Below are 20,930 nucleotides of genomic sequence, written 5' to 3'. Positions count from 1 at the left end.
GCGCCCGGCCGCCTTACTCCCCGCAGGCGAAGTCCTCGCTGTTCGAGTCGATCCGGTCCAGCAGGCCGCGCAGCGCCTCCTGGTCCCGGTCCGAGAGGCGGGCGAACAGTGCGAGTTCCACCGCGTCGAGGGCCGCGTTCGTCTTCGCGAGGGCCGCGGTGCCGGCGTCGGTGATGGCGACGTTGTGGCGGCGGCGGTCGGCCGGGTCCCGGCGGCGCTCGACGAGCCCGTCGCCCTCCAGGTCGTTGAGGATCCCGACGAGCACGCTGGGGTCCACCTCCAGCCGCTCGGCCAGCGTGCGCTGACCGATGGGCCCGCCGTCCAGGTGCGTGAGGGCCATCGCGTGGCGCGGGGTGAGTCCGGCGGCGCTGAGCGCCTGCTTCATGCGGGTCTGGGTGATCGATCCGTGCCAGGCCAGCAGCATGCCCAGCCGCTGCGGCGGGTGCGTGGGGTCCTGAATCGCCGTCATGTCCACATCGTAACAACCGGGAAATGATTGCGGCCGGACAATCGTTGATGGTATTCAATGGTTGTACATCGCCGATCGTTGGAGCCCATCATGTTCATCGCCTATGCCGTCGTCGCCGGACTGCTCGCCCTCGTGCTCGCCGCGTCCGCGACCTTCACCCTCCAGCGCAACCCCGCGATCACGGAGAACATGGTGAAGGTCGGAGTGCCGGACTCCTGGCTCCCCCGACTGGCCGCCCTCAAGGCGGCCGGGGCGATAGGCCTGCTCACGGGCCTGTGGCTGACCCCGCTGGGCATCGCCGCGGCCGTCGGCGTGACCCTCTACTTCCTCGGCGCGATCGTCTTCCACCTGCGCGCGAAGGACTACGCCCTCGCCCCCGCGGCCGTCCTCCTGCTGATCGCGGCGGCCGCCCTGATCCTGCGCGCGGCAGCCTGACACGGCGGGCGCCGCGCCCCCGCCACGCCCCCGCCGCGGCCCCACCACGCCCCGAGCCGCGCCCGGCCTCCTGGACAGTTAGTCTTCGCGGAGATAATCTGCGCGAAGAACATCTACCAGGAGGCCCCCATGTGGGAGTACGAGCACGGCATCGAGACCACCGCCGCACCCGAGGCGATCTGGGCCCTGTGGGCCGACGTCGAGAACTGGGGCGCCTGGAACGCCGACATCGAGAAGATCGAGCTCCGCGGCGCCTTCGCGGCGGGCGCGGAGATCACCATGACCCCGGCCGGCCAGGACCCGGTGGAACTGCTCGTAGCCGAGGCCGCCGAGGGTGAGATGTTCGTCGACGAGGCGCGCTTCGGCGGCCTGGTCCTGCGGACCACCCACCGGATCGACCGGCTCGACCCGGCGCTCAGCCGGGTGGTGTACCGGATGGAGATCAGCGGCGAGGGCGCGGCCGAGGCGGGCCCGGAGATCGGCCCGGCCATCACGGCCGACTGGCCCGACACCCTGGCCGCACTGGTCCGGGCGGCCCGGGGCTGATGGCCCTGACCCCGGGCGAGAGCCCCGGTTTCCTGCTCTGGCACGCCACCTTGCGCTGGCAGCGGGGCATCGCCGCGGCGCTGGGGCCCCTGGGCCTGACCCACGTGCAGTTCGTCCTCCTCGCCTGCGCCTGGTGGCTCAACCAACAGGGCGAGCATCCCAACCAGCAGGCGCTCGCACGCCAGGCGGGCACCGACGTGAAGATGACCTCGCAGGTGGTGCGCACCCTGGAACAGAAGGGGCTGCTCGCCCGCGAGGTCGATCCGGCGGACACCCGCGCCAAGCGGCTGCGCGTCACCGCTGCCGGGGCCGAGCTGGCGCCGCGGGCGATCGCCGCCGTCGAGGGAGTGGACGAGGAGTTCTTCCGGCCGGTCCCGCGCGGGGACGCCGTCGCCCTGCTGAGCCGCCTGGCCCACCCCGAGTCCTGATGCTCCCCAGGCCCTGACCCACAGCCCCGTCCGCCTTGCGGGCGGGGCTTTCTTGCACGAACGGGTGACAGATATTGAAATCTGTCACCCGTCATGCCATTCTCGTTCTATGACGACGAACCAGAGCACCTCACACGGCACCTCACCGACCGGCACCTCACCGACCGGCACCCGCACCCTCGGCAGGACCGGACCCAGCGTCTTCCCCCTGGGCCTGGGCTGCATGGGGATGTCCGCCCTGTACGGCGAGGCCGACCGGGCGGAGTCCCTCGCCACCATCCACGCCGCCCTGGACGCCGGGGTCACCCTGCTCGACACGGGCGACTTCTACGGCATGGGGCACAACGAGCTCCTCATCAACGAAGCCCTGCGCACCGCCCCCGCCGCGGCCCGCGAGAAGGCGCTGACCAGCGTGAAGTTCGGCGCCCTGCGCACGGTCGAGGGTGGCTTCACCGGCTACGACGGGCGGCCGGAGGCCGTCAAGAACTTCCTGGCCTACTCCCTCCAGCGGCTCGGCCGGGACCACATCGACGTCTACCGCATCGCCCGCGTGGACCCCGACGTGCCGATCGAGGAGACCGTCGGCGCCATCGCCGAGGCCGTCACGGCCGGGCACGTCCGGCACATCGGGCTCTCCGAGGTCGGCGCGGACACCCTGCGCCGGGCCGCGGCCGTGGCACCGATCGCCGACCTCCAGATCGAGTACTCCCTGATCTCGCGCGGGATCGAGGAGGAGATCCTGCCGACCGCCCGCGAGCTGGGCATCGGCGTCACGGCGTACGGCGTGCTGTCCCGCGGCCTGATCAGCGGCCACTTCACCCGCGACCGGGCACTGGCTCCGGGCGATTTCCGCGGAATGAGCCCGCGCTTCCAGGGCGACAACCTCGACCGGAACCTCGACCTGGTCGACGCGCTGCGCAAGGTCGCCGACGAGAAGGGCGTGAGCGTCGCCCAGACGGCCATCGCCTGGGTGCTCTCACGGGGTGAGGACATCGTGCCGCTGGTCGGCGCCCGTAGCCGGGACCGGCTCGGCGAGGCACTGGGCGCCCTTCAGGTCACCCTGACCGCCGCCGACCTGGCCGCCATCGAGGACGCGGTTCCGGCCGGCGCGGCCGCGGGCGATCGATACCCCGCAGCCCAGATGGCCCACCTGGACAGCGAGCACTGATCCGGCTGTACGGTCGTACTCATGCCACCCGCAGCAGCCGAGCCCCTCACCCCCGAACGCATCCTCGAAACCACCGAGGAAGTGCTGCGCCGCTTCGGCCCGACCAAGGCGACCGTGGTGGACGTGGCGCGCGCCCTGGGCGTCAGCCACGGCAGCGTGTACCGGCATTTCCCCTCGAAGGCCGCGCTGCGCGAGGCCGTCACGGAGCGCTGGCTCACCAAGAGCGTGGTCATGCTGGAGGAGATCGCCTCGGCGCCGGCCGAGCCGGCCCCCTCCAAGCTGGAGTCGTGGCTGGAGGCACTGTTCGAGGCCAAGCGCCACAAGGCCGGTGACGACCCGGAGCTGTTCGCGACGTACATCGTGCTGCTCGACGAGAGCAGCGGCGTGGTGGAGCACCACATCACCGAGTTGATCGGGCAGCTCTCCCGGATCATCGGCGAGGGAGTCGCGGCGGGATCGCTCAGCGCGCCCGACGTACCGGCCGCCGCGCGCGCGGTGTTCGATGCCACCGGCCGCTTCCACGATCCGCAGTACGCGGCGGACTGGCTGGCGCCGACCATCACCGCCGAGTTCGAGGCGGTCACCGCCCTGGTCGTACGGGGCCTGCGCCCCTGACGTCCGGAATCGGCCAGTCCGGAATCGGCCAGTCCGGACAGCTTGATCAGCATTTGGCGCGGCGGGCCCTTGCCGTGCGGCTTTCCGTATTCCTACGTTCCCCTTACCGCACATCATCAGGTCGTTCCAGGGGGAACACTTTGTCCGCTCAGCAAGAACCGGCAGCGCAGTCCGGGCCGCCGGCCAGGTCCGGATCGGCCGCCGCCATCGGCTGGGTCCTGACCATCGCCTTCAACGTGGTCGCGCCCATCCTCACGTACAACACGCTGACCGACCGGGGCTGGAGCGAGTTCGCCGCGCTCCTGGTCAGCGGCGTCTGGCCGGTGGTCGACTCCGTCGTCCACCTCGCCTGGCGCCGCAAGGTCGACGAGTTCGCCGTGGTCACCCTGTTCTTCCTGGTGATCACCGCTCTCGTCACGCTGATCGGCACGCACTCGGCGCGTGCCCTGCTCATCAAGGACTCGGGGGTGACGGGTCTGTTCGGCGTGCTCTGCGTCGCCACCCTGTTCACTCCGCGGCCGCTGATGTTCTACTTCGGCCGCAAGTTCGGGACCGACGGGACCACGGAGGGCGTGGCGTACTTCAACGGGCTCTGGCAGTACCCGGACTTCCGCGGGGCGATGCGGCGGATGACCATCGTCTGGGGCGTCGCGTACCTGGTGGAGGCCGCGCTGCGGCTGGTGCTGGCGTACGCGCTGAGCGTCGACACGATGGTCTGGGTCAGCCCACTCCTGATCTACGGCTTCCTGGTCTCGCTGATCGTCTGGACCATCCGGTTCTCGAAGCGCACCCAGGCCGAGGGCCAGGCCAGGGGCAGGGCCGCGGCAGCGGCGGCGGCAGCCGCGGAGGCCGGCAGCCCGGCGCCGGCGTAACCGGCCCGGAAGACGGCGGTGGCCCGGTGCGCGATGCGCACCGGGCCACTGCCGCATTGGCGGCGGAACCTAGCAGCCGAGCAGACGGCTGCCGAGGTAGCTCTGGATCTGGTCCAGGGAGACGCGCTCCTGCTTCATGGTGTCGCGCTCGCGCACGGTCACCGCGTTGTCGTCGAGGGTGTCGAAGTCGACGGTGACGCAGAACGGCGTGCCGATCTCGTCCTGACGGCGGTAGCGGCGGCCGATGGCGCCCGCGTCGTCGAACTCGATGTTCCAGTGCTTGCGCAGGTCGGCGGCGAGGCCCTTGGCCTTCGGCGACAGCTGCGCGTTGCGGGACAGCGGCAGGACGGCGACCTTGACCGGGGCCAGGCGCGGGTCGAAGCGCATCACGGTGCGCTTCTCCATGACGCCCTTGGCGTTGGGGGCCTCGTCCTCGTTGAACGCGTCGAGCATGAAGGCGAGCATCGCGCGGTTGACACCGGCGGCCGGCTCGATGACGTACGGGGTGTACTTCTCCTTGGTCTCCTGGTCGAAGTACACGAGCTCCGAGCCGGAGGCGGCGGAGTGCGCCTTGAGGTCGAAGTCGGTGCGGTTGGCGACGCCTTCGAGCTCGGAGAACTCATTGCCACCGAAGTTGAAGCGGTACTCGATGTCGGCGGTGCGCTTCGAGTAGTGGGACAGCTTCTCCTTCGGGTGGTCGTACCAGCGGATGTTCTCCTCGCGGATGCCGAGGTCGCGGTACCAGTTCCACCGCTCCTGCATCCAGTACTCCTGCCACTGCTCGTCCTCGCCCGGCTTGACGAAGAACTCCATCTCCATCTGCTCGAACTCGCGGGTGCGGAAGATGAAGTTGCCGGGGGTGATCTCGTTGCGGAAGGACTTGCCCATCTGCGCGATGCCGAAGGGGGGCTTCTTGCGCGAGGTGGTCATCACGTGGGCGAAGTTGGTGAAGATGCCCTGGGCGGTCTCGGGGCGCAGGTACGCCTTGGAGCCGGTGTCCTGGGTCGGGCCGAGGTGGGTCTCCAGCATGCCGGAGAACTGCTTGGGCTCGGTGAACTGGCCCTTCACACCGCAGTTGGGGCAGTTGATGTCGGCCAGGCCGTTGGCGGGCACACGGCCGTGCTTGGCCTCGTACGCCTCTTCCAGGTGGTCGGCGCGGTGGCGCTTGTGACAGGAGGTGCACTCGGTCAGCGGGTCCGAGAAGGTGCCGACGTGACCGGAGGCCACCCAGACCTCGGGGGCCAGGATCACGGAGGAGTCGAGGCCGACGATGTCCTCACGCCCGGTGACCATCGCCTTCCACCACTGGCGCTTGATGTTCTCCTTGAGCTCGACACCGAGCGGACCGTAATCCCAGGCAGCCCGCGAGCCGCCGTAGATGTCACTGCACGGGAAAACGAAGCCACGGCGCTTGCTCAGGCTGACGATGGTTTCGATCTTGTCGGCGGCCACGGTGCTCTCTTCATTTACGAGGACGAACGGCGAAGCCTCAAGGTTACCGGCGCCCGCACCCCCCCTTTCAAATCGGGACCCCCTTCCACGGGCGCTCCACACCCCTCCGACCAGGGTTTTTGACAATCGTTTCCATCTTTGATGAAAATGGATGTCATGAACGTACGACGACGCCTCATACCCACCGCCGCCCTCGCCGGAGCCGTTGCCCTCGCCGCCACCGCCCTGACCGCCTGCTCGGGCGCCGCCGGAGCCGCCGAGGGCAAGGACGGCAAGCTCGACGTGATGGCGTCGTTCTATCCGATGCAGTTCCTCGCCGAGCAGATCGGCAAGGACCACGTGAAGGTCGACACCCTCACCAAGCCCGGGGTCGAGCCGCACGACCTGGAGATCACCCCGAAGCAGACCGCGCAGCTCGGCGAGGCCGATGTCGTCCTCTACCTCAAGACGCTGCAGCCCGCCGTCGACAAGGCCGTCGCCCAGTCCGGCGTGAAGAACGTCGTCGACGCCGCCACCCTCACCAAGCTGGAGGTGCACGGCACCTCCGGCCACGGGGACCACGAGCACGCCGCCGAGGGCGACGGCCACGACCACAGCCACGGCGAAGCCGGCGAGGACCCGCACGTCTGGCTCGACCCGGTCAAGTACGCGGAGATCGCCAAGGGCGTCGGCGCGGCCCTGGAGAAGTCCGACCCCGACCACGCGGCGGACTACAAGAAGAACACCGACGACCTCGTCGCCAAACTGGGCGCGCTCGACACCGAGTTCAAGGACGGCCTGAAGAACACGGCCTCCAAGACCTTCATCACCACCCACTCCGCCTTCGGCTACCTCGCCGAGCGCTACGGCCTCGACCAGGAGGGCATCTCCGGCGTCGACCCCGAGTCCGAGCCCAGCCCGGCCCGGATGAAGGAGCTGCAGACCCTCGCGAAGCAGGACAATGTGTCGACGGTGTTCTTCGAGACCCTGGCCAGCGACAAGACGGCCAAGACCCTCGCGACGGACACCGGCCTGAAGACCGACGTCCTGGATCCCCTGGAGGGAATCACGGACAAGTCCCAGGGCGCTGACTACTTCGAGGTCATGCGGGCCAACCTGAAGAACCTGCAGAAGGCACTCGGCACCAAGTAATGGCAACAGCAGTAGCGGCATCGGAGGCGCGAGCCATGGAGTCCACGCCCACACAGGCCCTGGACCAGCCCGTCATATCCCTGCGCGGGGCCACGGCCTCGCTCGGCTCGCGCCCCGTGCTGCGCGGCATCGACCTCACCGTGCGCAGCGGTGAGGTCGTCGCCCTGCTCGGCGCCAACGGTTCCGGCAAGTCCACGGCCGTCCGCGCCGTGGTCGGCCAGGTCCCGCTGAGCGACGGCGCCCTCTCCCTCTTCGGCACCGACTTCAAGCGCTTCCGCGACTGGTCGCGCATCGGGTACGTCCCCCAGCGCACCACCGCCGCCAGCGGCGTGCCCGCCACCGTCCGCGAGGTCGTCTCCGCCGGCCGGCTCGCCCGGACCCGCTTCGGGTTCCTGCGCAAGGCCGACAAGGCCGCCGTGGAGCGCGCGCTGGACCTGGTCGACATGGGCTCCCACGCCGACGCCTCCGTGAACGCCCTCTCCGGCGGCCAGCACCAGCGGGTGCTCATCGCTCGCGCGCTCGCCGGCGAACCGGAACTGCTGATCATGGACGAGCCGATGGCCGGCGTGGACCTGGCCAATCAGGAGGTCCTGGCGAACGCCCTGCGCAGCCAGGTCGCCGCCGGCACCACCGTGCTGCTGGTGCTGCACGAGCTGGGCCCGCTGGAGCCGCTCATCGACCGCGCCGTCGTCCTGCGCGACGGCTGCGTCACGCACGACGGCCCGCCCCCGGAGGCCCTGGGCCAGCACGCGCTGCCCGGCCACGACCACGTACACCCGCACTCCGCGCACGACGCCGAGCCCCTCCGGACGGGACTGCTGAGCTGATGGACCTCCTCGACTACGCCTTCATGCAGCGGGCCCTCATCGCCGCCGCCCTGGTCGGCATCACGGCCCCCGCGATCGGCACGTACCTTGTGCAGCGCCGCCAGGCCGTCATGGGCGACGGCCTGGGCCATGTCGCCATGACCGGTGTCGCGCTCGGCTTCGTGATGAACACCAGTCCCGTGTGGATGGCCACGCTGGTCACCGTCATCGGCGCCGTCGGCATGGAACTGATCCGCTCGCGCGGAAAGACCAGCGGCGACGTCGCACTCGCCATGCTCTTCTACGGCGGACTGGCCGGCGGCGTCATGATCATCAATCTGGGTGGCGGATCCACCTCGATGCTGCTCGGCTCGATGTTCGGCTCGATCACCACCGTCTCCACCCAGGACGTCACCGCGATGGTCATCCTGGCCGTCTTCGTCCTCGCCGTCACGATCGGTCTGCGCCGCCAGCTCTTCGCCGTGTGCCAGGACGAGGAGTTCGCCCGGGTCACCGGACTGCCGGTACGCGCCCTCAACCTGCTGATCGCGATCACCGCGGCGGTCACCGTCACGGTCGCCATGCGGATCGTCGGACTGCTCCTGGTCAGCGCCATGATGGTGATCCCGGTCGCGGCCTCCCAGCGGCTGACCCGCGGTTTCGCCGCGACCCTCGGCCTCGCCATGGCGATCAGCACGACCGTCGCCCTCAGCGGCACGGCCGTGACCTACTACATCGACGCCCCTTCGGGTGCCTCGATCGTACTGATGGCCATCGCGGTCTTCGTCGTGCTGACGGCGGTGTCCACCCCCCTGGCCCGGCGCCGGGCCAGGGCCGCCCGCGCCGCCGAGGAAGTCTGTACGCGGGACGACGTAAAGGTGTGACGGGTTCGGGCAGTCGGCCGCCTGGCACAATGGGCCGAGACCGAAACGAGGAGGAACCGGTGGCGACTGCGCCTGGCGAGATGAATACCGCGCCAGTACGAGGACGATCCACCCGACAGCGGGCCGCCGTCGCGGCGGCGCTGGACGAGGTGGACGAGTTCCGCAGTGCCCAGGAACTCCACGACATGCTCAAGCACCGCGGTGATTCCGTGGGTCTGACCACCGTCTACCGCACCCTGCAGTCCCTGGCGGACGCCGGCGAGGTCGACGTGCTGCGCACCAGCGACGGCGAGTCCGTCTACCGGCGCTGCTCCACCGGGGACCACCACCACCACCTGGTCTGCCGCAAGTGCGGCAAGGCCGTCGAGGTGGAGGGCCCGGCGGTGGAGAAGTGGGCGGAGACCATCGCGGCGGAGCACGGCTTCGTGAACGTCGCCCACACGGTGGAGATCTTCGGCACCTGCGCCGACTGCGCGGCGGCCGCCGCCTAGGTCGTCTCTTTCGGATCTTGTCGGCCGAGTCCGCGGCGTCTGGTGCCGTGCCTGGGCGTGCTGTCGGGGCGCTCGCGTACTGGGCGTACGTGGTCGCCTCGGCAGTGCGGCCAGGCGCGGTGCCAGGCGTCGCGGGCCCGACAAGATCCGAAAGAGACGGCCTAGAGCTTGCGCAGGTTCCGGTCCAGGATCGCCCGCAGGGCGTCGGCGTCTGCCGGGGGGAGGATGCCCCGCTTGGGCAGGACCGTGACGGCCACCGCCGCCTTGTCGTCGCTGAGCATGACGAACGAGCCCGGCGTCTCCACGTACGTGGGCTGCGCGCTCCACCCGATGCGCGCCTCGCTGTCGTTCGTCGTCACCCGGACTCCGGAGTCGTCGACGAGGACCCGGGTCTCCCCCGCCTTCTCCACGTAGCTGCCGAGCGCCCGCGCCAGCAGCCAGGGCGTCAGCCGGGGAACGAGCGGCGAGAGCGCCCACAGCACCACCCCGGAGACGGCAAGGCCCGCGGACAGGCCCGTGTCGACCCCGTCCACCACCATGAGCAGCGCCCCGACCAGCACCAACAGCGTCCCCAGCACGGGATACATCCAGCGCAGGCGTCGCCCCGCGGGCGTCGAGGCGGATCGGGCCCGCAGCGCCTCGACGAGCTCCGGCCGGGTCGTCACGTAGACCAGTTCGACCGCCCGGCCGCCCGGCGTCGCCGCCTGTTCCGCATGCATGTTCGTGTCCATGACAGCGGAGCCTACGGCCGGGGTCAGCCGGTGGCGTCCTCGCCCTGGTTCGGGACGGCCCCGCCGAAGCGGCGGTCGCGCTGGGCGTACTCGTAGCAGGCCTGCCACAGGTTGCGGCGGTCGAAGTCGGGCCACAGGACGTCCTGGAACACCATCTCGGCGTACGCGCTCTGCCAGAGCAGGTAGTTGGAGGTGCGCTGTTCGCCGCTCGGGCGCAGGAAGAGGTCCACGTCCGGCATGTCCGGGTAGTAGATGTACTTCGCGAAGGTCTTCTCGTTGACCTTCGAGGGGTCCAGCTTCCCCGCCGCGACATCGCGGGCGATGGCCTGCGCCGCGTCCGCGATCTCGGCGCGGCCGCCGTAGTTGACGCAGAAGTAGAGGGTCATCGCGTCGTTGTCGACGGTCTGCTCCTGTGCGACCTGGAGCTCCTGGACGACCGACTTCCACATCTTCGGCATGCGGCCGACCCAGCGGATGCGGATGCCCAGCTCGTTCATCTCGTCGCGGCGGCGCCGGATGACGTCGCGGTTGAAGTTCATGAGGAAGCGCACCTCATCGGGCGAGCGCTTCCAGTTCTCCGTCGAGAAGGCGTACAGGGAGAGGTTCTTGACGCCCATCTCCAGGCAGCCCTTGAGCACGTCGAGCACGACGCCCTCGCCCACCTTGTGGCCCTCGGTGCGCGGCAGTCCGCGCTCCTTGGCCCAGCGGCCGTTGCCGTCCATGACGATCGCGACGTGGTTCGGGACGAGCTCGCCGGGGATCTTCGGCGGGCGCTCACCCGAGGGATGCGGCTCGGGAACCTTGTACTCCCGGCGAGAGCGCCCCAGAATCCCGCGTCGTGCCATGTGCCCAGCTCCTATTTCTCGACGTACCGAAGCGAGCGTAGCCCGCGCTCCAGATGCCAGTGCAAGTAGGCCGAGACCAGCCCGCTGCCCTCCCGCACGTGACGCGCCTCGCACGCGTCGGCATGCCCCCAGTCGCCCGTCAGCAGGGCGCTGAGCAGGGCGATGGCCTCCGACGAGGGTACGACGCTGCCGGGGACGCGGCAGTCGCCGCATATGACTCCGCCCGCGGCGACGGAGAAGTGCCGGTTGGGGCCGTGGATCCCGCACTTCGCGCAGTCGTCGAAGCTGGGCGCGTAGCCGTTGACGGCGAGGGAGCGCAGCAGGAAGGCGTCGAGGATCAGGTTGGGGGCGTGTTCGCCGCGCGAGAGGGTGCGCAGGGCGCCGACGAGCAGCAGGTACTGCTGGACGGCGGGCTCGCCCTCGTGGTCGGTGAACCGCTCGGCGGTCTCCAGCATCGCGGTGCCGGCGGTGTAGCGGGCGTAGTCGGTGGCGATGCCGTTGCCGTACGGGGCGATGATCTGGGTCTGTGTGCAGAGCGGCAGGCCGCGGCCGATCAGTTCGCCGCTGCGCGAGAAGAACTGCACGTCGGCGTGGGAGAAGGGTTCCAGCCCGGCGCCGAACTTGGACTTGGTGCGCCGGACGCCGCGGGCGACGGCCCGGACCCGGCCGTGGCCCCGGGTCAGGAGCGTGATGATGCGGTCCGCCTCACCCAGCTTCTGGGTGCGCAGCACGATGCCGTCGTCGCGGAACAGGCTCATGGGCCCATTGTCCCGTACGCCACCGACAGGACGGCCGCCCCGAACGGCAGCGGCCTCGCGGACGGCGGCCGCCTCCGAACGGCAGCGACCCCCGCCGGGCGCGAGGCCCGGCGGGGGACACCCCTTGGGAGGATCAGGCAGTCGGTGCGGGGGCGGGCTCGCCCTCGCCCGACTGGGCCGGAATGGCTGCCGTGGGCTCGTCGTCCGCCGCCGGGGAGGCGTCCGCCGCCGCTGCGCCGTCAGCCGGGGCGTCGGCCAGCAGGGAGTCGGCGAGCGGGGCGTCGTGCGCACCGTCCTTGCCCAGACCGTTGAAGATCAGGTTCAGGACGATCGCGGCCGTGGCACCGAGCGTCACACCGCTGTTGAGGAGCGAGGAGAGGTCCGCGTTCATGTGGTCCTTGAAGAGGACCGGGACGGTGGCGGGGAGCAGCGCGAAGGCCAGGGAGACACCCACGACGAGGGCGTTCTTCTCCTCCTTGAGGTCCACCTTGGCGAGGGTCTGGATGCCCGCGAGGGCGACCATCGCGAACATCACGGTCGCGGCGCCGCCGAGCACTCCGTGCGGAACGGCGGCGACGATCGCGGCGGCCTTGGGGATCATGCCGAGCACGATCATGAAGACACCCGCGGCGACCACGACGAAGCGGCTCTTGACCTTCGTCATGCGGACCAGGCCGACGTTCTCGGCGAAGGCCACGTAGGGGAAGGAGTTCAGGACACCGCCGAGGGCGGTCGCGGCGCCGTCGGCACGCAGGGCGCGGGCCACGGTCTCGCTGTCGATCTCCTTGCCGACGATGTCACCGACGGCGTAGGTGTCACCGGTGGTCTCGACCATGGTGATCAGCATGACGATGAGCATCAGCACGATCGGGAACCACTCGAACTTCGGCGCACCGTAGTAGAACGGCGTGGTGATGCCGATCCAGTCCGAGTTGCTGACGTCGCCGAACTTGGCGTCGCCGAGCAGGAAGGCGACGGCGGTGCCGCCGACGAGGCCGAGCAGGATGGAGATGCTGTTGAGGAAGGGCTTGCCGAGCTTCATCAGGATGAGGATGAAGAGCATCGTGCCGCCGGCGTAGGCGAAGTTCTTCGGGTCACCGAAGTCGGGGCTGCCCAGGCCGCCCGCGGCGTCGTTGAGGCCGACCGGGATCAGCACGATGCCGAGGACGGTGATCACCGTGCCAGTGACGACCGGCGGGAAGAGCCGCATGATCGTGCGGAAGGCCTTGGGGGGCAGCCAGGCGAAGGCGAAGGTGGCGATGCCGGCCGTGATGACCGCGCCGTAGATGACGAGCAGGCCCGCCGTCCCGCCGCCCGCGCCGAGACCGATGGCGATCATCGGGGACACCGCGGTGAAGGTGACGCCCTGGATCAGGGGCAGCCGCGCGCCGACCCGGCCGATGCCCCACGCCTGGATGATCGAGGCGATACCGCAGGTGAAGAGGTCGGCGTTGATCAGGTAGACCAGCTGCTCGGTGGTGAGCCCGAGGGCACCACCGACGATGATCGGAACGATCACCGCACCGGCGTAGAACGCGAGTACGTGCTGGAAGCCGTACAGCGCGAGCTTGGGGAGGGGGAGCACCTCGTCGACCGGGTGCGTGCTCTGCTTTCCGGTGGCGGAAAGCGGTGCGGCGACACGTGCCATCTCTGCCTTGCCCTTCAATGAGGTAGGTAACTGAGAAGAAGCTGGAGGAAGCTGCTTGTCCCTGGCCGAAGTGGGTCGTTAGCCCGTTGATCCGACAGGGTGATCAGTACGTCCACGTGAATCGAAGCTCCGCGGTGTTACCGGCGGCGTCTCCTCGTGTGACCGGAATTGAACGCCTGTGGGGCCGCTCACAGATATCGTCAACTTCTACAAAATGTTGACCGGGACCGGTGCGGGATCTGGAGGTTTCTCCAGTGGTGGAGACCCCCGGCGTCGACTATGGCCAACGCTTCGACGAACGGCCGCTTCCTCCTGCGCGAACGCGAAGGCCATGCGCGGTGACGTGCGGGTTAGAGCACCGCGGGCCGTTCGGCCACGCAAAGATGAAGCCCCCGCTCCGGCCGTCCACCTGGTGGAAACACCCCGTACGGATGGCAAGCCTCCGCGGTTCACGGCACGCGGAAGGATCTCCGAATCGGGTCCGCGAGGCCCGATCGTTACCTCGGATTGTGCCGTTTTCGACCACACCGTGAGACGCGGCCGCGTCCGAAACCGTCAACGCGGCCGGAACGATGGCCTGCGCCGCCGCCACCATCTGCTTCATGCCCGTGGCCGCGTATCCCGGGAGGCATGGCGAAGCAGCCGATCCCGCACGATCTGGCCCTGCGCCGGTACGGCCCCGGGGGCTGTCCGAGGCGCTGCGCCGCTTCACCGCGGCACGCCCCGCCCCCGTGGCGCGGGGCGCTGGCTGAGAGGCGTACGGGCCGCCCGCGCCCCGTGGCGGGACCCTACGGCGCCCGGACCGCCGACAGCAGCCGGGCGACCTCGTCGGCGTCGATCCGCAGCGCCGCGCCCACGGTCGCCAGCACCTCGCGCTCCGCGGGGATGTACGGGCCGTCGGCCAGCGCCACGCGCGCGCCCTGCAGCAGGATCGATTCGCGGCCCGGGCCGGCCAGGTGCGGGGCCAGCGGCTCCAGGGCCTCGTGCAGTTCGATCGAGAGCGCGGCGCCGTAGCAGTCGGGGCCGTCGTAGAGCCCGAGCCTGCCCTCCTCGGCGGCCAGTCCCTCGACCAGGGACTCCAGCTGCTCCTCGGAGCAGTCCTGGAAACCGGCGGACCGTACGGCGCCCACGGCGGCCTCCAGCGCGCTGCGCGAGGCCGTCCCCCCGGCGGCCAGCACGGCCAGGGTCACGGTGTGCACGGCGTCGCGCAGCAGCGCGGTGAAGCGGGTGGTGGTGAGGTGGTCCAGGACCTCGGTGCCGAAGCGCTCACGGCAGCCCTGGCACTCGACGACGGGACCCGCCTGCCCGCGGGGCAGCAGCGGCACGCCCAGGACGGTGAACCGGCGGCGCCCCGTGCGCCGGCGGTAATTGCGGTCGCCACCGCAGTCGGGGCAGAAGAACTCCCCGTCACCCACGGTGCTCCAGGTGGTGCGGATACCCCAGACCGTCAGCTTCCGGCCGTCCCCACCCCGAACTGGCAGCACGTCGCACCTCCGTAACCTTCCGGCAACATCGCCGGGTTGGCGTGATGTTAGCCACATCGGTGAGGATGCGTCAGCCGTGTGACAAGACAACATCGTCCGGCCCCCGTACTTGGCCGATCTGCGCCCCTGCCCGCATCCGGCCCCGCACCCGGCCCCACCTGCGCGCCCGTCCCCCACGGCGGCCCCCCGGCTTCCCCGCACCCGGCCGCGTGAACGAGAAGTTCGCCGGGGGACGGCGGCCACCCTGCCCGCTGACGCCGCCGCCCCCGGGAACGGCGGAACCCCGCCCCTCCGGAAGGAGGAGCGGGGTCCACGGACGAGACGGGCGGTCAGCGGCCCGCGCGGTTGACGGCGGAGATGACCGCCTTCAGGGAGGCGCGGGTGGTGTTCGCGTCGATGCCGATGCCCCACAGGACGCGGCCGTCGATCGCGCACTCGATGTACGAGGCGGCGACGGCGGAGGCGCCCTCGCTCATCGTGTGCTCGGTGTAGTCCAGCAGGCGGGCGTCGATGCCGATGCCGGCCAGCGCGTCGAAGAAGGCCGAGATCGGACCGTTGCCGGTGCCGTCCAGCACGGTCTCCACACCGTCCACGACCGCCTCGACGGTCAGCGTGTCGGTGCCGTCCTTGTCGGTGGTGGTCTGGCCGGAGCGCAGCTGGATGCGACCCCACGGGTTTTCGGGGTTGGGCAGGTACTCGTCCTGGAAGACGTTCCAGATCGCGGTCGGGGTGACCTCGCCGCCCTCGGAGTCGGTCTTGGCCTGGATGATCCGCGAGAACTCGATCTGCATGCGGCGCGGCAGGTCCAGCTTGTGGTCGTTCTTCAGGACGTACGCGATGCCGCCCTTGCCGGACTGCGAGTTGACCCGGATGACCGCCTCGTAGGAGCGGCCGACGTCCTTCGGGTCGATCGGCAGGTACGGGACGGCCCACTCGATGTCGTCGACGGTGACGCCCTTGGCGGCCGCGTCGGCCTCCATCGCGTCGAAGCCCTTCTTGATGGCGTCCTGGTGGGAGCCGGAGAAGGCGGTGTAGACGAGGTCTCCCGCGTAGGGGTGGCGCGGGTGGACTTCCATCTGGTTGCAGTACTCGCTGGTGCGACGGATCTCGTCGATCTGCGAGAAGTCGATCTGCGGGTCGATGCCCTGCGAGAACAGGTTCATGCCCAGCGTGATCAGGTCCACGTTGCCGGTGCGCTCGCCCTGGCCGAACAGGCAGCCCTCGATGCGGTCGGCGCCGGCCATCAGGGCCAGCTCGGCGGCCGCCACGGCGGTGCCGCGGTCGTTGTGCGGGTGCACGGAGATGCAGATGTGCGCGCGGCGGGTCAGGTTGCGGGCCATCCACTCGAAGCGGTCCGCGTGGGTGGAGGGCGTCGAGCGCTCCACGGTGGCGGGCAGGTTCAGGATGATCTCGCGGCCCTCGGACGGCTGCCACACGTCGCAGACGGCCTCGCAGACCTCCAGGGCGAAGTCCAGCTCGGTGTCGGTGAAGATCTCCGGGCTGTACTGGTAGCCGAAGACGGTGTCGGCGCCCAGCAGCTTGTCGGCGTACTCCATGACCAGGCGGGTGCCGTCGACGGCGATCTGCTTGATCTGCTCCTTGGAGCCGCGGAAGACGACCCGGCGGAAGGTGGGCGCGGTCGCGTTGTACAGGTGCACGGTGGCGCGCTTGGCGCCGACCAGCGACTCGACGGTCCGCTCGATCAGGTCCTCGCGGGCCTGGGTCAGTACGGAGATGGTCACGTCGTCCGGGATTGCGCCCTCTTCGATGATGGAGCGCACGAAGTTGAAGTCGGTCTCACCGGAGGACGGGAAGCCGACCTCGATCTCCTTGTAGCCCATGCGCACCAGCAGGTCGAACATCTCGCGCTTGCGGGCGGGGGTCATCGGGTCGATCAGCGACTGGTTGCCGTCGCGCAGGTCCGTGGAGAGCCAGCGGGGCGCCTTGGTGACGCGGGCCTCGGGCCAGGTGCGGTCGGGGATGTCCACCTGCTCGTACGAGCCGTACTTGTGGATCGGCATCCCGGAGGGCTTCTGGGTGTGGGTCGCGTTCGTGATGGGCGTGGGGCGACCGACAAAAGTGTGCTGGCTCATGACGTAGGGCTCCTCGCGTGTCCGCGTGTAGTTCGCTGGGACGGCCGACGGACGGTCGCAAAACCGCAACACCAAACTCCGCGGGGAGGGGGTCGGCCTACGACTACAGGCCCTCGCCGCGGCAGCTAAGGAGGAGCAGCCCGAAACGCATGATGGGCCGAGCCTAACCGAGCCGCCCCGTAATGCGGGACCTGTTTCAGTATGCAAGACCGGCAGGTCCGTTTTGCACCCTTTGTGAGCTAAGCCTCTTTAGCTCTTGGCCACCCGGCCCGATGTCCGGTTGATCCGTCAATGCGGCGCCACCGCTTTCAGACGAGCGAATGAATCATGGTCGCAGCTAGTGACAGCGGCATCACCCGCTGCCACATTGCCGGGCATGGATGCCTTCCTCACGCCCCGTCGCCCCGTCTTCTGCACCGTGGTGCCGCCGCACCTCCTGGACAAGATCGCCCGGTCCGAGGACCCCGCCCGGGCCGCCGCCGCGCGGCGGACCCTCGAACTGGACGCCTCGCACCGGGTACGGCGCCTGATGGCGGTGCTCCCGCCCCCCGCCGGGGAGACTGCGTCCGACACCCCCGAGCGGACCGTCTACGACGCCGAGCACCGGACCCGGCTGCCCGGGAAGAAGGTCCGCGGCGAAGGCGAGGACGCCGGCCAGGACGCCAGCGTCAACCGCGCCTACGCCGGGCTCGGAGCCACCTTCGAGCTCTTCTTCAAGGCCTTCGGCCGCCACTCCATCGACGACGCCGGTCTGCCGCTGAACGCCAGCGTCCACTACGACCGGCTGTACAACAACGCCTTCTGGGACGGCAGCCAGATGGTGTTCGGCGACGGCGACGGCGACCTCTTCCTCGACTTCACCGTGTCCGTGGACGTCATCGGGCACGAGCTCGCCCACGGGGTCACCCAGCACACCGCCGACCTGGAGTACTACGGCCAGTCCGGCGCCCTCAACGAGTCCATGTCCGACGTCTTCGGCTCCCTCATCAAGCAGTACACCCTGGACCAGACCGCCGGGGACGCCGACTGGCTGATCGGCGCCGGGCTCCTCGGCCCCTCCGTGGACAGCGGCTTCGCTCTGCGGTCGATGAAGGCGCCCGGAACGGCGTACGAGGACGACGAGCTGGGCAAGGACCCGCAGCCCGCCACGATGGACGACTACGTCCGCACCTCCCGCGACAACGGCGGGGTGCACATCAACTCCGGCATCCCCAACCACGCCTTCTACCTGGTGGCCACCGAGCTCGGCGGCAAGGCCTGGGAGCGGGCCGGGCGGATCTGGTACGACACCCTGACCGGCGGGGAGCTGGGCCCGAAGGCGGACTTCGCCCGGTTCGCCGCCCTGACGACCGCCGCGGCCGTCACCCGGTACGGCGACGGCGGCACGGAACACCAGGCCCTGCAGAAGGCCTGGTCGGCGGTCGGCCTGGGGTAGCGGGCCTCCGGAGCGGCGGGCTCGGGGCGGCAGGCGTGGGGGGACGGGCGCGGGGTAGGAGGGCCGTCATGCGGATTCAGGTGGTGCGGACGGGCGGCTTCGCGGGGATCGAGCGGCGCGGCGAGGTGGACACCTCGGGCCTGCCCGACGAGGACGAGTGGCAGGACCTGGCCCGGCTGGCCCTGCGGGACGGTCCGCCGGGGGAACCGGCGGACCGGATCCGGGACGGTTTCTCGTACACGATCACGGTCGACGGCCGGACGGTGCTCTGCCGGGATCCGAACCTTTCGGACGCGCAGCGCTCGCTGATCTCGCGCGTCCTCAAAGAAGGTGCCTGAGCAGCCCGAACTTGCTTGGATAGCCGGATGATCACGTCTTCCGACCGCCTGCCCGAGCTCGAACGCTACTACGACACCGCGCCCCGGGCCGGTGGGGCGCGGGCCGAGGACTTCGGCCCGCTGACCCTGTTCGTCCAGGAGAGCGACGGCTGGCCCTACTACGCACGGCCCGCGCTCGGCGCCGCCTCCGCCGATGGTGTCACCGTGGCCGACGTCGAGGGGGTGCTGGCCCGGCAGCGGGAGCTGAAGGTCCCCGAGGCCTTCGAGTGGGTGGCCGAAACCACCCCCTCCCTGCGCGCCGCCGCGGAGGCCGCCGGGCTGACCGTGCACGCGCATCCGCTGATGGTGCTCGACCCGGCGGCGCCGCGGCTCCCCGCGCATCCGGACGTACGCGTACTCGGCGCGGCCGACCCGCTGCTGCGCCCGGCCGTGACGGTGCCGATGCTCGCCTTCGCCGATCCCGGCACGGCGGTGGGCGAGGCGGGAGCGGCGGAGCTGGCGGTCGCGGATCGGGAGCCGGCCTCCGAGGGCCGCCGGATCCGGGTCGCGGGGATGATCGAGTCGGGCCGCACCGCCCTGGCCGCGGCCGTGCGCGACGGCGCCGTCCTGTGCTCCGGCCAGTACATCCCGGTCGGCGACGTCTCCGAGGTGGTCGGTGTCGGCACCCTGCCCTCGGCCCGCCGCCAGGGCCTGGCCCTCGCGGTGACGGCCGCCCTGGTCGCCGACGCCCTGGAGCGCGGAGCCCGCACGGTCTTCCTGTCGGCGGGCGACGAGGACGTGGCCCGCCTCTACGCCCGCCTCGGCTTCCGCTCGGTCGGCACGGCCCTGATCGCGGACCGGCCGCTGTGATCGGCCGGCTGCTGTGATCGGCCGGCTGCTGGGCCGCCGCCGCACGTGGCCCCGGGACCCGGCCGCTGGACGGCCCGCCGCGCCGGCGCCGCTGACCGGAGCCGAGGTGGAACAGGCGGAGGCGGAGCTCGGCATCCGCTTCCCTCCCGCGTACCGCTCGTACCTCCTCGACGTCGGCGCGGGCGGCCCGCTGCACCCGCTGGAGCGGGGCCCGGACGGCTGGTGGTGGGCGGGGAACCCGGACACGCGGCGCGATCTGCTGCCCGCGCCCTTCCCGCACCCCGATTCCTACGTCGAGGCGGACGCGGCGCTGTGGGAGCGGTTCCCCCGCGAGGAGGACTTCCCCGACGAGGCCGCCCTCCGGACGGCCCGGCAGGCCTGGAACGAGGCCGAGGGCGACGAGTTCGAGGACCGCAAGACGGCCGGCTGCGTGGTGCTGCGGGACAACGGCTGCGGCTTCGCCACCCTGCTCGCGCTCGCGGGACCGCTGGCCGGGACGGTCTGGTGGGACGGCCGGGCCACCTGCGACCTGATCGTGCCGCTGTCCCTGGACCACCCGGGCGGCGCGGCCCCGCTGACCTTCGGGCAGTGGCGGGAGCGCGGCCTGGGCGACCTCTCGGACCTGCTGCCGCCGGACTGGGGGCGTCCCGCGCAATTCTGAGCCCGTTCTTTTGCGGGAACGGCAAGACCGCTTGGCCGGGCCCGCCGTCCGGGCGGAGCATCGCAGGCACGGGCATCCGTACCCGTACCGACCGGAAAGAGGCCGAAATGGCGCACGCGCACGACCACGCCCCGCAGTCCCCGAACGCTCCCGAGGGCGACTTCGCGGGCGAGGAGTTCTGGGACTCCCGCTACCGCGAGAGCGACAGGATCTGGAGCGGCGACGCCAACGTCGTGCTGGCCCGGGAGACCGCCCCGCTCGCTCCCGGCCGGGCCCTGGACCTCGGCTGCGGAGAGGGCGGCGACGCCGTGTGGCTCGCGCGGCAGGGCTGGTACGTCACCGGGACGGACATCTCCGGGGTCGCCCTGGAGCGGGCCGCGGCCCACGCCGCCGAGGCCGGGGTCGCGGACCGCACCGCCTGGGAGCGGCACGACCTCGCGGAGTCCTTCCCGGCGGGCGAGTACGACCTGGTCTCCGCGTGCTTCCTGCACACCTTCGGGGACTTCCCGCGCGACCGGATCCTGCGCCGGGCCGCCGCGGCCGTGGCCCCCGGCGGGATCCTGCTCGTCGTCGGCCACGCGGGCTGGCCGTCCTGGCAGGAGGACCGCCCGGAGGTGGACTTCCCGACCCCGGACGATGTCCTCGCCCAGCTGGAACTGGAGGCCGGCGCCTGGGAGGTCCTGCTGGCGGAGGAACACGTACGGGTCCAGAACCAGCCTGACGGCCGGCCCGGGACCCGTACGGACAACGCGGTGAAGGTGCGGCGGCTCTCCTCTTGATGCGCCCCTCGC

The 20,930-nt window shown here is 70.7% G+C and carries 23 protein-coding genes; 15 read left to right on the top strand and 8 right to left on the bottom strand.

What is annotated here, in order from left to right; genetic code table 11:
* Positions 1-13 precede the first annotated feature (13 nt).
* Positions 14-469, bottom strand: coding sequence for a MarR family winged helix-turn-helix transcriptional regulator (locus OG730_RS28075; protein ID WP_327306836.1), 456 nt, complete (start codon positions 467-469; stop codon positions 14-16).
* A gap of 90 nt (positions 470-559) precedes the next feature.
* On the opposite strand from OG730_RS28075, the gene OG730_RS28070 reads away from it, so the two are divergent.
* From OG730_RS28070 to OG730_RS28045, 6 genes are all read left to right on the top strand, one after another.
* Entirely contained in the window at positions 560-904 is a 345-nt protein-coding gene (locus OG730_RS28070) for a DoxX family protein (protein ID WP_327306835.1), read from the top strand.
* 129 nt (positions 905-1,033) lie between these two features.
* The gene (locus OG730_RS28065; RefSeq protein ID WP_327306834.1) at positions 1,034-1,450 is read left to right on the top strand and encodes an SRPBCC family protein; all 417 of its coding nucleotides are present in this window, start codon (positions 1,034-1,036) and stop codon (positions 1,448-1,450) included.
* Entirely contained in the window at positions 1,450-1,878 is a 429-nt protein-coding gene (locus OG730_RS28060; RefSeq protein ID WP_327306833.1) for a MarR family winged helix-turn-helix transcriptional regulator, read from the top strand. Before OG730_RS28065 ends, OG730_RS28060 begins: the two co-directional genes overlap by 1 nt.
* A 109-nt stretch (positions 1,879-1,987) precedes the next feature.
* On the top strand, positions 1,988-3,046 hold the full coding sequence (locus tag OG730_RS28055; protein ID WP_327306832.1) for an aldo/keto reductase: 1,059 nt from the start codon (positions 1,988-1,990) through the stop codon (positions 3,044-3,046).
* A 21-nt stretch (positions 3,047-3,067) separates the two neighbouring features.
* Positions 3,068-3,661, top strand: a complete 594-nt coding sequence (locus OG730_RS28050; protein ID WP_327306831.1) for a TetR/AcrR family transcriptional regulator — start codon at positions 3,068-3,070, stop codon at positions 3,659-3,661.
* 140 nt (positions 3,662-3,801) lie between these two features.
* The gene (locus OG730_RS28045; RefSeq protein WP_327306830.1) at positions 3,802-4,533 is read left to right on the top strand and encodes a VC0807 family protein; all 732 of its coding nucleotides are present in this window, start codon (positions 3,802-3,804) and stop codon (positions 4,531-4,533) included.
* 69 nt (positions 4,534-4,602) lie between these two features.
* On the opposite strand, the gene OG730_RS28040 is transcribed toward OG730_RS28045, so the two are convergent.
* Positions 4,603-5,985 (bottom strand): glycine--tRNA ligase, encoded by a 1,383-nt coding sequence (locus OG730_RS28040; protein WP_266877543.1) that lies wholly within the window; start codon positions 5,983-5,985, stop codon positions 4,603-4,605.
* Positions 5,986-6,141: 156 nt separating this feature from the next.
* Between OG730_RS28040 and OG730_RS28035 the strand changes: the two genes are divergently transcribed.
* Genes OG730_RS28035 through OG730_RS28020 form a run of 4 tightly spaced genes read left to right on the top strand, consistent with a single transcriptional unit; the run spans position 6,142 to position 9,297 of the window.
* A complete protein-coding gene (locus tag OG730_RS28035) occupies positions 6,142-7,116 on the top strand; it encodes a metal ABC transporter substrate-binding protein (protein WP_327306829.1) in 975 nt (324 codons plus the stop codon).
* Between the two features lie 35 nt (positions 7,117-7,151).
* The gene (locus OG730_RS28030; RefSeq protein ID WP_274552013.1) at positions 7,152-7,943 is read left to right on the top strand and encodes a metal ABC transporter ATP-binding protein; all 792 of its coding nucleotides are present in this window, start codon (positions 7,152-7,154) and stop codon (positions 7,941-7,943) included.
* Complete coding sequence (locus OG730_RS28025) at positions 7,943-8,806, top strand: metal ABC transporter permease (protein WP_327306828.1); 864 nt, start codon at positions 7,943-7,945, stop codon at positions 8,804-8,806. Before OG730_RS28030 ends, OG730_RS28025 begins: the two co-directional genes overlap by 1 nt.
* A gap of 59 nt (positions 8,807-8,865) precedes the next feature.
* Entirely contained in the window at positions 8,866-9,297 is a 432-nt protein-coding gene (locus OG730_RS28020) for a Fur family transcriptional regulator (RefSeq protein ID WP_327306827.1), read from the top strand.
* 161 nt (positions 9,298-9,458) lie between these two features.
* Here the strand turns inward: OG730_RS28020 and OG730_RS28015 are convergent, their stop codons facing one another.
* From OG730_RS28015 to leuA, 6 genes are all read right to left on the bottom strand, one after another.
* Positions 9,459-10,028: a YcxB family protein gene (locus tag OG730_RS28015; protein WP_327306826.1), complete on the bottom strand. Its 570-nt coding sequence runs from the start codon at positions 10,026-10,028 to the stop codon at positions 9,459-9,461.
* Positions 10,029-10,051: 23 nt separating this feature from the next.
* Positions 10,052-10,873 carry an isoprenyl transferase gene (locus OG730_RS28010; protein WP_327306825.1) on the bottom strand — a complete coding sequence of 274 codons (822 nt, stop codon included), beginning with the start codon at positions 10,871-10,873 and terminating at the stop codon, positions 10,052-10,054.
* Positions 10,874-10,884: 11 nt separating this feature from the next.
* Entirely contained in the window at positions 10,885-11,631 is a 747-nt protein-coding gene (recO, locus tag OG730_RS28005) for a DNA repair protein RecO (protein ID WP_327306824.1), read from the bottom strand.
* A 133-nt stretch (positions 11,632-11,764) separates the two neighbouring features.
* Positions 11,765-13,279, bottom strand: coding sequence for a nucleobase:cation symporter-2 family protein (locus tag OG730_RS28000; RefSeq protein WP_327306823.1), 1,515 nt, complete (start codon positions 13,277-13,279; stop codon positions 11,765-11,767).
* Between the two features lie 788 nt (positions 13,280-14,067).
* Positions 14,068-14,763: a TerB family tellurite resistance protein gene (locus OG730_RS27995; protein WP_327306822.1), complete on the bottom strand. Its 696-nt coding sequence runs from the start codon at positions 14,761-14,763 to the stop codon at positions 14,068-14,070.
* A gap of 329 nt (positions 14,764-15,092) precedes the next feature.
* Positions 15,093-16,856: a 2-isopropylmalate synthase gene (gene leuA / locus OG730_RS27990; protein WP_327306821.1), complete on the bottom strand. Its 1,764-nt coding sequence runs from the start codon at positions 16,854-16,856 to the stop codon at positions 15,093-15,095.
* Between the two features lie 376 nt (positions 16,857-17,232).
* On the opposite strand from leuA, the gene OG730_RS27985 reads away from it, so the two are divergent.
* From OG730_RS27985 to OG730_RS27965, 5 genes are all read left to right on the top strand, one after another.
* Positions 17,233-18,291, top strand: a complete 1,059-nt coding sequence (locus tag OG730_RS27985) for a M4 family metallopeptidase (RefSeq protein WP_327306820.1) — start codon at positions 17,233-17,235, stop codon at positions 18,289-18,291.
* A 68-nt stretch (positions 18,292-18,359) separates the two neighbouring features.
* On the top strand, positions 18,360-18,629 hold the full coding sequence (locus OG730_RS27980) for a protealysin inhibitor emfourin (RefSeq protein WP_327306819.1): 270 nt from the start codon (positions 18,360-18,362) through the stop codon (positions 18,627-18,629).
* Positions 18,630-18,656: 27 nt separating this feature from the next.
* A complete protein-coding gene (locus OG730_RS27975; RefSeq protein WP_327306818.1) occupies positions 18,657-19,478 on the top strand; it encodes a GNAT family N-acetyltransferase in 822 nt (273 codons plus the stop codon).
* Positions 19,479-19,491: 13 nt separating this feature from the next.
* Entirely contained in the window at positions 19,492-20,139 is a 648-nt protein-coding gene (locus tag OG730_RS27970) for an SMI1/KNR4 family protein (RefSeq protein ID WP_327306817.1), read from the top strand.
* Between the two features lie 107 nt (positions 20,140-20,246).
* A complete protein-coding gene (locus OG730_RS27965; RefSeq protein ID WP_327306816.1) occupies positions 20,247-20,918 on the top strand; it encodes a class I SAM-dependent methyltransferase in 672 nt (223 codons plus the stop codon).
* Positions 20,919-20,930 lie beyond the last annotated feature (12 nt).

The sequence above is a fragment of the Streptomyces sp. NBC_01298 genome, from assembly GCF_035978755.1.
Taxonomy (GTDB): Bacteria; Actinomycetota; Actinomycetes; order Streptomycetales; family Streptomycetaceae; genus Streptomyces.
The sequence above is the reverse complement of the archived record's forward strand: the minus strand, read 5'-3'. Positions and strand labels throughout refer to the sequence as shown.